A 16703-nucleotide genomic window follows, 5' to 3' on the forward strand; every position below is an offset into this window, starting at 1 on the left:
TAAAGTGCGAAAAGTTGCGTTCAGAAATGGAACACTGGAGAACATAGCCTGCAGAGTGGAACACACTCAAAGGCAATGTTCGAAGTGGAGGCCATTTCTGCAACTTTGAGCCGGATTCCCAAAGTGCGAAAAGTTGCGTTCAGCACTGGAGACTGGGCATCAACTTTATAAATTCAATAAAGTCATTGTTAAATTTAACTAATATTGAACCCCCTAAGAGGCAGGTACGTTGGTGCCGCCTCTTCTTTTAAATTTTTTTGAGTGCGCTTTAGTAATAGCGTATAATAGTTTACGAGGTGATTGGATGAATCATTTACAATTTATTGATACGAGGATGGGTACTCGTAATCAACATTCTATCGGGCATGGTAATACATTGCCATATACTGGTGTCCCTTTTGGGATGAACCATTTTGTAATGCAAACGCGTTTAAATGAAAGTCGTTTTTTCCATCCTGATGATTATACTCAATATGGTGTAAGGTTAACTCATCAACCGAGTCCATGGATGGGGGATTTTTGCCAGGTATTATTTAATCAATTACGATTAACACAGGAAGAGTATCGACAATTAATGGCTAACCCGACTGAAAATATGGCACTGAATATTTCAATGAGTAGTTATCGTCCTGATGAGGCAATTTTTCAACCTCATTATTTATCTTATAAAAGATTGAGAGATGGATTAAAACAAAGTTGGACGGTAGGTGAGCGTGGTGCTAGATGGCAAGTACAAGCCACGCGGACTTTTCCGTATCATTTATTAACCATTACTCTTGATGCGGATAGTACGGTTAATTTACAATCGGATGGCCATTCCATTCAACTAGAAACTGCCCAATTGGCGGGTTCAAAATATAATCAATTTCAACAATATTCAATTCTAAAGTCGCAGTGTCGCTTGACGCCTCTAATCAAAATACCATTGAATTTGAATCAACATGATCATGTAATGTATCTATTTCAGGTAGAGGTTGAACAAGAAACAATTGAGATGTCGTTAACCACGTCCTACATTTCTTATGAGCAGGCAAAATTCAATCGACTACAAGATGAATTTTTTAAAGGGACATTTTTAGATGGCATACAACATTCAGCCAATCAATGGCTCAATTATTTAGAGCGTATTGATGTTAAACATCGTGATTTTGACCAAGTAAAATTATTTTATCATTGCTTATGGCGTACAGCCACTTTTCCCCAAATGGGACATGAAGTGGATGCGACTAATAAAACGGTTCATTTTTCGCCTTATACCGGTAAAGTAGAAGTGGGCCATTTCTTCACTAATAATGGATACTGGGATACGTTTAGAACGAATTATCCATTGTATAGCTTAATCATACCGTCTAAAATACCGGAATTTATCGATGGTATTTTATCAGTTGTGAGAGCAGATCGTTATTTACCTAAATGGTTATCGCCTGATGAGCGTGGATTAATGCCGGGGACTTTAGTAGATGGTGTAATTGCCGATGCGGTAACGAAAGGTTTAGTTGATAAGGAGACAGCATCTTTATTATTAGAGGCGATGATTGATTCTGCTAATCATGCAGGTGAACATGCTACCGAAGGTCGTGAAGGAGTTGAAGAGTACTTATCACTAGGCTATTTATCGACGAATTACCATGAATCTGTCAATAAGACATTAGATTTTGCTTATAGTGATTTTTGTATTAGTCAAGTGGCAGCTTATTTAGGGAAAAAAGAATTAGCTGAGGAATATCGAGTGCGTGCCCGTTCCTATCGTCATTTATTCAATGTGAAGGATAAGCAAATGGTACCACGTACCGATAGTGGCGAGTGGTTGGAGACAATCGACGCTCATCGTTGGGGCGAACACTATACTGAAGGAAGTGCTTGGCAAAATAGTTTGGCTGTCTATCATAATATTGCCGATTTAATTGCCTTACACGGTGGCGATGAAGAATTTTTTAATCATCTCAATCATTTAATTAATCAAGAGCCTATTTATGATGTCAATGGTTATGGTTATGAAATTCATGAAATGACCGAAATGGCTCGTGTACAATTCGGCCAATTAGCTTTATCAAACCAGCCCAGCTTTCATATGCCCTATTTATTCATTTATGCGGGATATCCTCAATTTTCTCATTTACTGATTAAACAATTAATTACTCAATTATTTAGTGACGCATTTGATGGCTATATTGGTGATGAAGATAATGGTAGTTTATCCAGTTGGTATGTGTTGAGTAGTCTCGGTCTATATTCAATGACACCTGGTGCAAGTCAATGGACCTTAGGAATGATGATTTGGGATGAAGCCACTATTCATTTAGAAAGTGGTCAAAAGACTGAGTTAATTTCACGAAATTATCAGACACCTTATTTACAAGTGGTTACCAAGCGTTGGCTAAATGGGAAACCTTATTTACCACAATATTTGAGTCATCAAGAGTTAATGCAGGGAATTCAATTAGAACAATCACTAGGATCCGTCCCAAGTATTGAAAAAGTAGCACCCGCTTTACGGCCATTCTCAATGGATGCTGATCAGTAAACTGTAGTGCTCTAAAGAAGAGTGTCTTAAACATTTATTACTTTTATCTAAATGTCTATTTAAAGGCAACCCTATCCAATCAATCGTAACAAAATATAAAGTCAGGAGTCATGAACAATGGAATCACGTTTTAATGAGGCGATTCATCGCATATACTATTTTTTAAAATTAAATTTAATGCTAGTCTTAGGGTTTCTATTGGGAGGGTGTCTATTGTCATCTTTAACCGTAGGCATTAGTCTGCATTTAGAAGCAAAAAATAATGCTGCATTATTAACTTTTAAACAATGGTGGCACAAGGTTAAAATCGAATATAAGCAGACGGCTATTATTTCATGGCTCTATAATCTGTGTATCATTTTGTTATTGTGGGCATTATTTGTGACCAGTCAATTGAAAGGGATTATCTTTTTAATGTCATGGTTTGTGCAAGTGGCTCTGTTGATTGGATGTGTCTTAACGATGTTGGCAGAAGCTCAACTTCGACAATATTACGACGGTGCTGCTTGGCAAATTACTAAATTATCGTGGATGCAGTTGTTTATGTCTCCCAAAGCGAATATTGGTACCTTGTTATTAGGATTTATTTTAGGCTTAGTGAGTATGCAATTTCCCGCAATTGTCTTTTTAACAGGATGGGCGATTTGGATTAGTTTTATGACGTCAATTTATTATAAAGAATGGACAAGGTTGGAGATAATATGAAAGTAAAAGAGAATCAACTGAATCTGATTTTAAAATATTATACTTTAACAACGTTAATCTTAATGTTAGCCTTACCTACCTTGGTCACGGGGGTCATCTATATTCAAAGGCGTGATGCCATGCTGATGGAGATGGATCGTATTGCTAAAACAATGGCTTTTACACTTAATAATGCTACTAATGGTATGAATCGTTTTGCTCAAGTTTTGACCTCGTCTAATAGCTGGGAAAAAGAATTGAATCGTTACTTCAATGAAAGTTATTCTGACCACCATACGTATTATTTATTAAATGGCGCTCGTGGTGAGTTTTTACCAAATGAAACATTCCGTCAATATGATTACAATCGACATTTAATAGCGATTCAAATGAGTCTAGCTAATAGTGAGTATTTTTATGAGTCACTAGCGGAAAATCCTAAAGGTCGTAAAGTAGAACAATTAAATTTTAAAACAGGTATTCATTTATCGATGCCGTTAAGAAGTCGATTTACTTTGCAGGATTTAGGCCAATTATACTTTACTTATTCTTATGATGAGTTAATTAAGGAAATTTTTTCCGAAAAAGAAGGGGAACTGTTAATTTTTGATCCGGTTGTCAATCAATTAGTAGGACGGGGAAGCTTCGCTTCAAAACCTGGAGAGACGCTTGCGTTAACCGATATCACAGCTAAAATCGATAAGTGGCGACAAGATCATTTCGTTAGTCAAGAGATGACCACTACCGGTCATAATGTTATTTATTTAATGCCCAAAAAAATCTTATGGCAACGGATTATCGGGATTATTCTCGGAATCTTTCTATTTGTGATGTTTACTGCCGGAATCATTTTAATTTTTATTTTCAAGCAAATTAGACGTTATGCGGATCAGGTAAATGATATTCTCGTTACAACCCGTAAGATTGAAAAAGGACAAGTTTATTATCGGATTAATGAAAATAATAAAGTCGCAGAACTTGAACAGATTACTAAAGCGATCAATGCGATGTTAAATGGTCAACAAGCAAGTATGCGCGAGATGTTTCATTTACAATTACAAAATAATGAAGCTGTCTTAAAGGCTTTACAAGCACAAATAAACCCGCACTTTTTATATAATACTTTAGAATATATTCGGATGAGTGCCTATGTTGAAGGCGCAGATTCTTTAGCTGAATTTGTTTATGATTTCTCTTCTTTACTCCGAAATAATATCACCAATGAGAAAGAAGCGACTATTTATCAAGAAGTTTATTTCATCAAGAAATATGTCGGACTATACCAAGCACGTTATCCAGAAAAATTATCCTTTGATATTGAACTTGATGAAAGTTTGAATCGGATTATTTTGCCGAAGTTTACTTTACAACCCTTAATTGAAAATTATTTAGTACATGGTGTTGATTTTAGTCGACATGATAATCATTTAAGCTTGACTATTCAACGCGTAGCGAATACATTCGAGATCAAATTAAGTGATAATGGTAAGGGAATGACCGAGGAGCAAATTGATTTACTGAATACGCAAATTAAGCAATATATTAAAAATCCCTATCAAATACAACCAGCGCAGACCAGCATTGGGATAGGGTTGGTGGCGCAAAGGCTGGCTCAAGTATTTGGTAAGGAAATAACAATGGAATATAGGCTCAATACAAGAGGAGGTGTATCGGTTTGGTTGAAACTACCCATCAAAGAAACTATCGAGTCTTAATGGTTGATGATGAATTTATGATTTTAAAGGGCTTGGAACGGATGATTGATTGGGAAGGACTTAGCCTTCAATTAGCCGCCACGGCTAGTCATGGTGAAGAAGCATTGGCGGTGATTAATCAGCTACCGATTGATATTATTATTACCGATATCAACATGCCGCGTTTATCCGGAATCGAATTTATCGAACAAGTAAAAAATCAAGATCATCGGATTGAATTTATTTTTATCTCGGGATATGAAAAATTTGAATATGTCAAAAGTGGTATATCATTAGGCGCCTCCGATTATTTATTAAAACCAATTGATCGTGATGAATTGCATCAAGCATTGAAAAAAGTAATGCACCGCTTGGATATTCATTATCAATTACAAACACAAAAAGTAAATTTAAAGAAACAAAAATTATTTGAATGGTTAAGAAATCCGCTTCAAGAGAATGTGGAATTAGAAGCCATTAATGAAGCGCCCGAAGTCCTCTTTATTACACCAAATGACGAACAGGCATTTGCTGAATGGCTAAAACACTATCAACAGTCACCCAATTGGTTAATCATACAAAAGTTTGACCACTCAATCATTGTCATTAAAATCCAAGAGGATGCGCTATTACACGGTAGAGTGATAAAACAAATGGAACCGTTAAGTTTACTAAATTTACATCATTGGTTTCAGGCATTTAGACGACGCATGGACAATTTAGATTTTTATATCAAAAAAGATTCGGAACAATCATTCGTCCACTATTTATTTGAAGTGCCTACGAAGAATAATGAAGAAACGATTGCATCTTTAATTGCTTCGATTTATCAACATTTAGATAAAAATCAATTGGTTCAAGTAGGCGAATTATTAACCCAATTGGAAAGAGAGTTGACCTATCAAGCAGTCAATCGTGATGAAGTATTACAAATTATGCAAGCATTTATCAATTATCAAACGGTGGAAAAACCTTTATTGACCGAAATTGAAACGGTTCACCAAGTGATTCAGCAAACGGCTGAACTATTAAGGGTGAATCAAGCACAAGTAGAATATGATCGTCTTCATCCAGTTGTTCAAGAGGCGATTATGTATATCAATGACAATTTAGCGTCAGAACTGACTTTGAAACATTTAGCTGATCATTTACATATGAATGTCATGTATTTGGGTCAATTAATTAAAAAAGAGCTAAATCAATCTTTTTCTAAATATTTGAATGAATTACGGATTGAAAAATCCAAACAATTGTTAATTAAGACGCAATTGACGATTGCTGAAGTTGGCAATGAAGTCGGTTATCAAAATCAAGGCTATTTTTATCGGATGTTCAAACAGGCCGTGGGCTTAAGTCCTAAAGAATACCGTCAGCATTACTGGGATGATGAGCAAGAACTACTGTAGAGACTGTCCTCTAAACTTGTGGTGCTGGGCACCCGCTTATTTAGGTCCAGAATTCGAGACCGGACTTTAAAGGCTAACATGGGGATTGATTGAATAAAATAGATTGAATAATAGAGGATTGGCCAAAATTTTAAAAATCTTGTTTCAATCTGGTTAATTTATAAATACAGTGGTGGCCTCCCATCAAATGATTATTTGTAAACGCCGCAGTGTCATAGTATCAAACAGCTATTTTATAAACGCCGCAGTTGCATAGTATCAAACCGCTATCTTATAAATGCAACGGTGACATAGTATCAAACAGCTATTTTATAACCGCCGCAGTTGCATAATATCCAACCGCGTCTTAAAGACAAAATTGAAAGCTACTTAATTGGGAGTGGGAAGAAGCAGCGAAAGTCATCTAGTTTGCGACTTCTGGCCCATTCCTTTTTGTTCATTTTTCTACCAACTCCTTTAATGGGTATGTTTAACCGAATATGAGGGATGATTGGTAAATTTTCAGTCTATAAATTAGTGGTGTTTTATAATAAAGTATGTATATTCTATTTAACTATTATAATGATAGCGTTTTTACCTTATAATATAATTGACTAAATATATTTAGGAGGTTTAATATGTCATTTCAAATAACACCAACAATTCAATCTTTTATGGAGAAGATTATTAAGAAAACACAAAGTGAAAACCCAAAATGGGGTAAAGTGTTTGAGGAATGTTTTTTAAATACTTTAGAAACAACGATTCAACGTAATCCAGATGGTACCTCATTTGTTTTAACAGGTGATATCCCAGCGATGTGGTTACGCGATTCAAGTGCACAATTAAGACCTTATATGTTACTTGCCAAAATGGATGAAGAAGTGTATCAATTAATTAAAGGTTTGGTCACTTTACAATTTAGAAATATTCATCATGATCCCTATGCCAATGCCTTTAACCGCGAGGCAAATGGTAAAGGACATCAGGATGATCATACAGAGATGACCGATTTAATTTGGGAGCGCAAATATGAAGTGGATAGCTTATGTTATCCGATTCAGTTAGCTTATTTACTCTATTTAAACACCGGTCGTACAGAACATCTTGATGATGAATTTATCACAGGATTAAAAGATATTTTACATGTATGGCGTACCGAGCAAAACCATGAAAACTCTCCGTACCATTTTATTCGTGATACGGATCGTGAAGAAGATACTTTAGTCAATGGTGTGGGGACACCTGTTGGTTACACTGGGATGACTTGGAGTGGGTTTAGACCAAGTGATGACCGTTGTGAATATCATTATTTAGTACCCTCTAATATGTTTGCGGTCGTGGTATTAGGTTATGTCGAAAAATTAGCTTCTGTCATTGACCTACCGGTTGAGCTAGTGGCTGAAGCTATTTCATTAAAAGAAGAAATTCAAGCGGGTATTGAAAAATATGCCAAAGTCAAAAATAAAGTGGGCGAAGAAATTTATGCCTATGAAGTAGATGGGTTAGGCAATTATAAAATTATGGATGATGGGAATATTCCAAGTTTATTGTCGATTCCTTATTTAGGTTATGTAAAAAATGATGATGCTGTTTATCTCAATACACGCAAAACTATTTTAAGTCCAGAAAATCCGTACTTTTATAAAGGAAAATATGCGGAAGGGATCGGAAGTTCACATACTTGGGAACATTACATTTGGCCAATGGCTTTAGCTATTCAAGGTTTGACCGCACAAACCAAGTCAGAAAAGAAAGAAATTTTAGATATTTTGGTTAACACAGATGGAGGCACCAATCGTATGCACGAATCCTTCGATGTTGATAATCCAGAAGCTTTTACGCGTGAATGGTTCTCATGGTCAAATATGATGTTTTGTGAATTATTATTAGATTACTACGATTATCAAGTTAAAATTTAGGAGGGTGTCATGTCGAAGAAAACAGTTCATATTATTTCACATAGTCATTTAGACCGTGAATGGTATTTACCTTTTGAAGCGCATCGAATGCGCGTGGTAGAATTATTGGATAACGTTTTGGATTTATTTGATACAGATCCCAAATTTAAATATTTTCATGTTGATGGTCATACGTTACCTTTAGATGACTATTTAGAGGTGCGTCCAAATCAAAAGCAACGCTTGCAACAGGCGATTGATGACGGTAAATTAAGAATCGGACCGTATTACATTTTACAAGATGCTTTTTTAATTAGTGAAGAAGCCAATGTTCGTAATGCGCTAATTGGAAGTCAAGAACTAGAAAAATGGGGCGTGGAAGGCGAAAAAGTAGGTTATTTTCCTGATACATTTGGCTTATCGGGTCAAATACCACAGATTGTGAAAGAAACGGGAATGGAATTTGCCACCTTTGGTCGTGGAGTTAAACCAACGGGCTTTAATAATGTGGTCATTAATGAAGGAGATTTTCAATCGACTTTTTCAGAAATGTATTGGCAAAGTCCGAATCAAGACGAGATTTTAGGTATTTTGTTTGCTAATTGGTATAGTAATGGCAATGAAATCCCGACAACACCCGAGGCAGCCCAAAAATTTTGGACACAAAAATTAGCGGATGCAGAGTTGTATGCGGCTACGGGCCACTTATTGATGATGAATGGATGTGATCATCAACCGGTGCAAACGGATATTAGCCAAGCAATCGAACTGGCTAATGAATTATTCCCAGATTATCATTTTATTCATTCTAATTTTACTCAGTATTATCAAGCAATTAAGGCGGAAGGCTTACCCGCATTATCAACGGTAAAAGGTGAATTGCGTTCACAAGAAACGGATGGTTGGTATACCTTAGCCAATACAGCCTCTAATCGCATTCACTTAAAACAACGGAGTCATGAGTTATCACAACGATTAGAACAAGTAATTGAACCATTAGCGGTCATTTGTCAAAAATATGGTTATGCTTATCCATACGATAAGATTGATTTCGCTTGGAAACTTTTATTACAAAATTATCCTCATGATAGTATCTGTGCTTGTAGTGTGGATGAAGTCATCCACGGGATGGAAGCACGTTTTGATCAATGTGAAGCAGTACTGGATTATTTACAGGCAGAATTTTTAAGTCAATTATCTGGCTATCATTTTTCAGTAGAACCTGAAGCATCTGCCTATGCGATTCAAATTTGGAATACGACGACCGTTAAAAAATCAGATATAGCGACGGTTAAGGTGGAAATGGCACGCTGTCAATTTAGCGAAACGTCTCCAAGTAATGCTTTTGAAAAGATGGAACAATGGGACTTTGGCCAATGGCAAGTAATCGATGCCGAGGGAAATGACTACGAGGCTGAAATCATTGATTTGGGTGTTGAGTATCATTATGATTTACCAAAAGACCGCTTTAGAGTCCCTTATATGGCGCGATACGCACAGGTGCAAGTTTTGATGGAAGACTTAGCACCAATGTCAGTTAAACAATTGTTTTTAGTGCCGACTAAGGAAATGAAGCAACCAACACCATCTCAGCAAGCAAATCAGGACCGAACGATTGAAAATGAGTATTTAGCGGTTACGGTTGAACCGAATGGAAGCTTAACATTACGCGATAAACGTCAACAAAGAACCTATGCGGGTCAATGTATTTTAGAAGACACGGGTGATAGTGGAAATGAATATATTTTCAAAGAATCAGTAGGAGAGCGGATCTTTAGTAAGGATCATCTCACTTCAGTTGAAAAAGAATCCACATTATTCGAAGAACGTTTAATGGTGACTTATCAATGGTCATTGCCAATCTCAGCTGATGAAAAGTTATTTGAAGAGCAAAGACGGGTAATCGATATTACGAATCGTACGAGTGGCCGTTCAAGTGAAATGAAGCAACAAACGATTCAAGTGATTTATACCTTAAAACCGACAGATAAAAGTATTCTAGTTAAGATTGTAGGTCAAAATGATGTCAAAGATCATCGGATTCGAATGGTTTGGCATTTACCTCAATCTAGTACTCATCATTTAGCAGACAGTCACTATGAAATCGTGACTCGTGCTAATCAAGTAAGTTCAGAATGGCGTAATCCAAGTAATCCTCAAGTTTCAAGACATGCGGTTAGTATTCATAATGAGGATAATAGTCAACGTTTTGGCTTGACGGTTGCTTCCAATGGTAACTATGAATATGAAGTCAATGCGGATGGTTCCGGAACCACTTTAGCCATTACGATCTTACGCTGTACCGGTGAAATGGGCGATTGGGGCTATTTCCCAACACCAGAAGCACAATGTTTACACGATTATCAATCAAATTTAAGCATCACGCTATGGGATTCTGAAGAAGCAGAAACAGACAGTTTGATAGCGGGACGCTATCAATTTGTTCCATTGTTAACCAATGCCCCTTTAAGTCGAGTTCAAGACGAAACAACATTTGAGAATGGATTGGCGTTTTTAGAGAGTATTTTCAGTCAACCATTACCGAAACACTTGGTCATTACAGCAGTGAAAATGAGCCGTGACCAACAGCATTTAGCGATACGCTTAGTCAATTTGGGTGAAGAGTTAGCAGATATTCGTCAGTTGACGCTAGACAATATTGAATTACAACCAGTAAACTTATTAGAACAACCTTATGAAGCAACCGAGGAAACAAAGCGCTATCGTATTAAAAATCATCAGATTCAAACGTATTTAATTAACTGGGAGTTGATATCATGATAGAATTAAACATTCAAGATCCAGCATTACAAGCAGCCGTCAAATTATTAGCAGATGATTTAAAGGTAAAACTGGATCCTCAAGGACAAGTTTTAAAAATTAATTGGATTAATGAGTTATCCGTAAAAATGTATCAGGAACAAGCAGCATTGGTGATTGAAGCCAAAGATATTCCTCATGCAGTACAAGCGATTTGGCAATGGCGTCATGGTAAAGCATTACCATTAACAATTGAGTATCATTTTGAGCGAAACGGGTTAATGTTAGATAATTCGCGTAATGCGGTTGCGAATGTGTCGACGGTTAAACGTTTGTTACGTAAAATGGCTTTAATGGGCCACACTTGGTATATGCTTTATATGGAAGATACTTATGAAATACCTGAACAACCTTATTTTGGTGCTTTTCGTGGGCGCTATAGTCAAGCCGATTTAAAAGAATTAAATCAATATGCGGACATATTAGGGATCGAGTTGGTGCCATGTATTCAAACACTGGCCCATTTAAACCAGTTTTTTGAATGGGAACATGAAAACAGTCAATATGTTGACATTGACGATATTTTAAATGTTGGACGGGAATCCACCAAAACCTTAATTCGTCAAATGTTAACGTCATTAAGAACTTGTTTTACGACGCAAACGATTCATTTAGGAATGGATGAAGCCTATAACTTAGGTCGTGGTAGTTATTTAACGGAATTTGGCTTAAAATCCAAAACACAAATTATGCAAGAACATTTAGAGTTCATGATTGAATTATGTCAAGAAATTGGTTGGAAACCGATGGTTTGGGATGATATGTTCTTTTCTTGGTATAACCAATTAGAAGATGTGAGTGAGTTTAAGGTTCCTGAAGGCATCGAGTTAATGTATTGGGATTATTATAATGAATCAAAAGAACATTATATTAATCGTATTGAAACACGTAGTCAAATCACCGAGCAATTACACTTTGCAGGAGGAAGTTGGCGTTGGTGTGGTTATGTCCCACATCATAAGAAGACCCTTTATACATCCATCGCTGCTTTATCTGCGTGTAAAGAAAAACAAGTAGCGAAAGTGATGGCGACTGCATGGGGCGATGATGGGAGTGAGGCACCATTCCAAGTAGTAGAATTTGGATTAGTGTTATATGCTTTATTAGATAGTCAAGAGTATGACGAAGAAGTATTCAACCAATGGTTAATTGATTATACTGGTTTAACTTTAACTCAATGGTTATGGCAAGGTGAAATTGATTTATTACCTGAGTTCGATGAAATGAAAGCCTTGGATGTGACACCGTCTAAATATTTCCTCTATCAAGATTTATTAATGCCAATGTTTATGGAACAAATTGAGACGATGGAAGTGGATTATGGAGCAAAAATGACAGAATTAGCGAGTCAATTTAGTTCGTTATTAAGAGGCGATGTCTTAATTAACCATTTCTATTCTCAATTAGCCGAAACATTAGCGATTAAATGGGATTTACCATTAAAAATTTGGCAAGCTTATCATCAAGATAATAAAGAGACTTTGGCAAACATTGCCCAAAACGATCTTCCAGCTTTAGAGAGGGCGCTAGATGCTTTATGTGAGGCTCGTAGAAGAGTTTGGTTAGCAGAAGCGAATCCTCAAGGCTTCGAGATTATTGAACATCGCTTTGGTGGGATGATGATGCGTGCTAAGTCTACCGCTAGTCGTTTGATGGATTATGTGAATGGAAACATTGAGGTGATACCAGAACTTGAAGAACCACGCTTAGATGGTGCACCACAAGCGAGTCGCAATGAAAAACAAGCGATAACCTATAATCGTGCTCTAAAAATTATGTCAAGAAGTCGTTCGACTTGGTAAAAGAAAATATTAGATTGACGAAGATTATAAAAGAGTGATGTCAAAAGGGTTAATGTCAATGAGACAACATTAAAAAGTAACGGTCCATTTTCTTTTTGTGAGTTTACTACCATTAAAGAGCAATGAGACCGTCTTTTTGTTGTATTTCGCAATTAAAAAGTGAGCCACTTTGCAATTAAAAAGTGACCCATTTCGCAATTAAAAAGTGAGCCACTTCGCAAATGAAAAACGAGCCATTACGCAATTAAAAAATGAGCCACTTCGCAAATGAAAATTAAGCCGCTTCGCAAATGAAAAATGAGCCACTGTCATAACGAAAGTTCAATCACTATTGTCTGTAGTTGATTAAAGATTATGTCGATTTCAAACTTCGGAGGAATCTAATCAGGCTACAAGCGAGTAGTTAGACGAAGCGAGCATCACTCTCTCTTCTACTTCTTGCCCATTCTTGGTAATTCATTTTTAAGTTTGATTGTCTGAAAAGCGACGTGTAAAAAAATATAAGTCTTAAGTATGAAATTGAGATAACTTGTTGATTTCGTATAGTAAAGTGCTGACGTATTTTGTATAATGGAAAGGCAAGCATCAATAGGGGGTTATCAAATGATTAGAATGTTTATTAGTGATTTAGATGGGACTTTATTAAATAAATATCATATTGCTGATAAAACCATTAATCAAGCGATTGAAGAAGCGGATCGACGTGGCTATCGCTTTGCGGTTGCGACCGGTCGTCATATGCGTAACCACCAACGTTTTGGCTTAGGGTTTTTAAGACATACGCAGTATATTATTGCTATGAATGGAGCACTCGTAATCGATAATAAAGGTAAAATAATTGATACTATCGCTATCGAACCGAAAAAAATCATTGAAATTCAAGATATGTTTCCTGAAATTAGTTTTGAATTTTTAACCGCGCAACAAGCTTATGTAAAGCACAATCGTTTTAAGCATTTTTTAAAGGGGTTTAAAAACACCCCAACCTTTAAAAATTTTGGACGTGCTTTATTAAATCTTTTAGTAGGACAGTTCCACTATGGTGTGGATGATGAATTTTTAAAAACAAAAAGTATTTTAAAATTAGAATGTATTACGAATTCAGCTGAGGAACATCAACGATTGGTGGAATATTTAGAAGCTAATCAAGATCATTTTAGTTATGCCTATAATGATGAAGTCCACTTTGAGATTACGGCTCAAAATGTGAATAAACGTCAAGGGATTTTAGCTTTATTGAAAAAAATTAATGTGCATCCTGATCGAGTAGCTGTTTATGGTAATGATTCTAATGACGTGGAAATGCTAGAATATTTTATTCATTCTTATGCACCTTCTTCAGCGAAGGAGATAGCTAAAAACGTAGCTAAAAATCAAATAGGCGATGCTAATGATCATGCGGTGGTCAAGCATATGTTAGCAACGATGAAAAAGCAAGATTTATATAAAAAATAATGTTTTTTAATAAGTCTTTATGTTATACTTTTAGTAACAATTTAAGGAGTTGATCGACACAATGATGATTCAATAGTAACTAAGTAAGCTAATAGACTGTGATTGTAATAATGACAGGGGTTAGTATGCACTTAGGCACTATTGGATGGATCATTGTGTCTTTTTGCGTACAAATTTTTCTTACTTAGTCTTTCAGTTGGTAATTGACAGTTAATTGAAAGGAGAATTTGTATGTTACAACTAAATAAATTTACCGTTACGCATCGCTATGATTTTAGAGTGTTAGTTGATAATTTAACGGTGACAATCAATCCGGGAGATAAGTTGGCATTGATTGGTGAAGAAGGCAATGGCAAGTCAACATTGTTAAAGGCTATTTACGATATGAGACTAATTGAAGATTATGCAGAAGTGACAGGTCAGTTGATAAATAAAACAATTTTAATGGGCTATTTACCACAAACTATGCCTGAATCTTTAAATGATGTCAGTATTAATCATTATTTGTTTGATATGAGTACATTAGAGCAAATGGATTATAATTTGCTTTACCAATATGCTTCTCAATTAGGTTTTGATAGCGAGCGTTTTGATTCTCATCAGTTGTTAGGGAGTTTATCCGGTGGAGAAAAAATAAAACTTCAATTAATTAAAATTTTAGCACAAGATCCACAACTTATTTTGCTCGATGAACCTTCTAATGATTTGGATTTTGAAACGCTTGAATGGTTGACCTATTTTATTAAAAATACAGAAAAAACAATCATTTTCATTTCACATGATGAAACTTTATTAACGCAAACCGCTAATCGTTTGATATTATTTGAGACGCAACATCATAAGAAAGTGACCAAAACGACCTTGGTTAATCTTGACTATGATACCTTTATTCAAAATAGAGAAAGACAATTTGATAAGGATTTGCAAATCGCTACTAAGCAAAGAGAAGAGCATAAGAAGCAAATGCAACGACAACATCAAATTCATCAAGCGGTGGAGCATCAAGTTCGCAATACCCATGATGCAACAGCAGGCAGATTAATTGCTAAAAAGATGAAAAATGTTTTAGCCACACAAGATCGATTACACAAGTCGACCGAATTCTTTAAAGAAATCCCTGTAAAAGAAGAGGCTATTTTAGTTAAACTCCGTTGCTATCAACCATTATCAGCTTCAAAAATAGTCCTTAATTATCAGGATCAATCTTTTAATAATCAGCAGTGTAACATTTCGCAATTAGGATTAGTGATTCATGGACAAGATAAAATTGGTATTATCGGTGCTAATGGCATTGGGAAAACGACTTTGTTGAAAAAAATCTTTCAAGATTTAAAAAAACGAACCGATTTAAGAGTCGGTTATATGCCACAAGATTATAGTCAAGTATTACCTTATGATAAGACGCCGATTGAATTTTTAAAGCGGAGTGACGAGAAAGATGAAGTCACCTTAGTGACCACATTTTTAGGTAGTATTCGTTTTACTTATGATGAAATGCATCATGCGATTGGTGAATTATCAGGTGGTCAAAAAGCTAAGTTGTTATTATTGAAGATTGATTTGGATCAAGTGAATGTATTGATTGTGGATGAGCCGACGCGTAATTTTTCACCTTTGTCACAAAGAGAGGTTCGACAAATCTTTCAGAATTTTGAAGGGTGTTTGATTGTTGTTTCGCATGATCGTCTTTTTAATCAAGAGGTATGTCATCGACATTATCGTTTAACTCACGATGCACTGGAACGATTATCTAATCATAAGCAATAATGAATGTATCGCTTCCAATGACTAAAGTGTAAAATTAACGAAATTATTACAAGTAGGTAAAAAAGCTTTATAGATAGGGGTTAGAATGCTATAATAAAATAAATAGACAAAATAGGAGGCGCATAAAGATGACTCATCATGCAAATGATCATCATAGCTATTTATCAAGAACACATAGTGATGATGCGCGTAAGACCGTTGAACGAATTTTAGCAGAATTAAAAGAGAAACATGTTCGGATTACGGAGCCTCGACGTGCGATATTAACTTATATGGTTGAAAGTCATTCTCATCCAACAGTTGAAGAGATTTATGATGATTTATTACCGAACTATCCAGGCATGTCTTTAGCTACGGTTTATAATAATTTAAGTACCTTAGTTGAGCATGGCTATGTTAAAGAAATGAAGTTTGCAGGAATTACTAGCCGTTATGATTTTATTGGTAATCAACATTTTCATATCATTTGTGAAAGATGTGGTAGGGTGGAAGATTTTCCATACCGTGATTTAACACCATTTATTAGTGATGCTGAAGAAGCAACAGGTTATCAAGTAAGTAGTGTTAGTATGGAGATGTTTGGCATTTGTCCGGAATGTCAAAATGAAAGAGATTAAAGGATCAAAGAGGCTGGACATAAACTTGAAAAATTTAGTTAAGATTATTGTTCG

Annotated in this window: 10 protein-coding genes; all 10 read left to right on the forward strand. The window is 35.7% G+C overall.

What is annotated here, in order from left to right; translation table 11 throughout:
* Positions 1 to 304 precede the first annotated feature (304 nt).
* The 10 genes from GSA01S_RS05435 to GSA01S_RS05480 all read left to right on the forward strand — a co-directional run bounded on the left by GSA01S_RS05435 (position 305) and on the right by GSA01S_RS05480 (position 16649).
* Entirely contained in the window at positions 305 to 2524 is a 2220-nt protein-coding gene (locus GSA01S_RS05435; RefSeq protein ID WP_066125608.1) for a GH92 family glycosyl hydrolase, read from the forward strand.
* Positions 2525 to 2641: 117 nt separating this feature from the next.
* Entirely contained in the window at positions 2642 to 3229 is a 588-nt protein-coding gene (locus GSA01S_RS05440; RefSeq protein WP_066125611.1) for a YesL family protein, read from the forward strand.
* Positions 3226 to 4923, forward strand: coding sequence for a sensor histidine kinase (locus GSA01S_RS05445; protein WP_066125613.1), 1698 nt, complete (start codon positions 3226 to 3228; stop codon positions 4921 to 4923). The genes GSA01S_RS05440 and GSA01S_RS05445 overlap by 4 nt, the downstream gene beginning before the upstream one ends.
* Positions 4884 to 6308, forward strand: coding sequence for a response regulator transcription factor (locus GSA01S_RS05450; protein WP_066125615.1), 1425 nt, complete (start codon positions 4884 to 4886; stop codon positions 6306 to 6308). The genes GSA01S_RS05445 and GSA01S_RS05450 overlap by 40 nt, the downstream gene beginning before the upstream one ends.
* Before the next feature lie 617 nt (positions 6309 to 6925).
* Entirely contained in the window at positions 6926 to 8209 is a 1284-nt protein-coding gene (locus GSA01S_RS05455; protein WP_066125617.1) for a glycoside hydrolase family 125 protein, read from the forward strand.
* 9 nt (positions 8210 to 8218) lie between these two features.
* Positions 8219 to 10969 carry an alpha-mannosidase gene (locus GSA01S_RS05460; protein WP_066125619.1) on the forward strand — a complete coding sequence of 917 codons (2751 nt, stop codon included), beginning with the start codon at positions 8219 to 8221 and terminating at the stop codon, positions 10967 to 10969.
* The gene (locus GSA01S_RS05465) at positions 10966 to 12810 is read left to right on the forward strand and encodes a beta-N-acetylhexosaminidase (RefSeq protein WP_066125621.1); all 1845 of its coding nucleotides are present in this window, start codon (positions 10966 to 10968) and stop codon (positions 12808 to 12810) included. The genes GSA01S_RS05460 and GSA01S_RS05465 overlap by 4 nt, the downstream gene beginning before the upstream one ends.
* A gap of 603 nt (positions 12811 to 13413) precedes the next feature.
* A complete protein-coding gene (locus tag GSA01S_RS05470; RefSeq protein ID WP_066125622.1) occupies positions 13414 to 14265 on the forward strand; it encodes an HAD-IIB family hydrolase in 852 nt (283 codons plus the stop codon).
* A gap of 231 nt (positions 14266 to 14496) precedes the next feature.
* Positions 14497 to 16032, forward strand: a complete 1536-nt coding sequence (locus GSA01S_RS05475) for an ATP-binding cassette domain-containing protein (RefSeq protein WP_066125624.1) — start codon at positions 14497 to 14499, stop codon at positions 16030 to 16032.
* A gap of 128 nt (positions 16033 to 16160) precedes the next feature.
* Positions 16161 to 16649, forward strand: coding sequence for a Fur family transcriptional regulator (locus GSA01S_RS05480; protein WP_083513218.1), 489 nt, complete (start codon positions 16161 to 16163; stop codon positions 16647 to 16649).
* Positions 16650 to 16703: the final 54 nt, after the last annotated feature.

The organism is Globicatella sanguinis NBRC 15551, from assembly GCF_001552295.1.
Lineage (GTDB): Bacteria > Bacillota > Bacilli > Lactobacillales > Aerococcaceae > Globicatella > Globicatella sanguinis.

Bases quoted from the DNA above. Each gene is read 5' to 3' on its own strand.
- GSA01S_RS05435 (WP_066125608.1), top strand. From the start codon at position 305: ATGAATCATTTACAATTTATTGATACGAGGATGGGTACTCGTAATCAA.
- GSA01S_RS05440 (WP_066125611.1), top strand. From the start codon at position 2,642: ATGGAATCACGTTTTAATGAGGCGATTCATCGCATATACTATTTTTTA.
- GSA01S_RS05445 (WP_066125613.1), top strand. From the start codon at position 3,226: ATGAAAGTAAAAGAGAATCAACTGAATCTGATTTTAAAATATTATACT.
- GSA01S_RS05455 (WP_066125617.1), top strand. From the start codon at position 6,926: ATGTCATTTCAAATAACACCAACAATTCAATCTTTTATGGAGAAGATT.
- GSA01S_RS05460 (WP_066125619.1), top strand. From the start codon at position 8,219: ATGTCGAAGAAAACAGTTCATATTATTTCACATAGTCATTTAGACCGT.
- GSA01S_RS05465 (WP_066125621.1), top strand. From the start codon at position 10,966: ATGATAGAATTAAACATTCAAGATCCAGCATTACAAGCAGCCGTCAAA.
- GSA01S_RS05470 (WP_066125622.1), top strand. From the start codon at position 13,414: ATGATTAGAATGTTTATTAGTGATTTAGATGGGACTTTATTAAATAAA.
- GSA01S_RS05475 (WP_066125624.1), top strand. From the start codon at position 14,497: ATGTTACAACTAAATAAATTTACCGTTACGCATCGCTATGATTTTAGA.
- GSA01S_RS05480 (WP_083513218.1), top strand. From the start codon at position 16,161: ATGACTCATCATGCAAATGATCATCATAGCTATTTATCAAGAACACAT.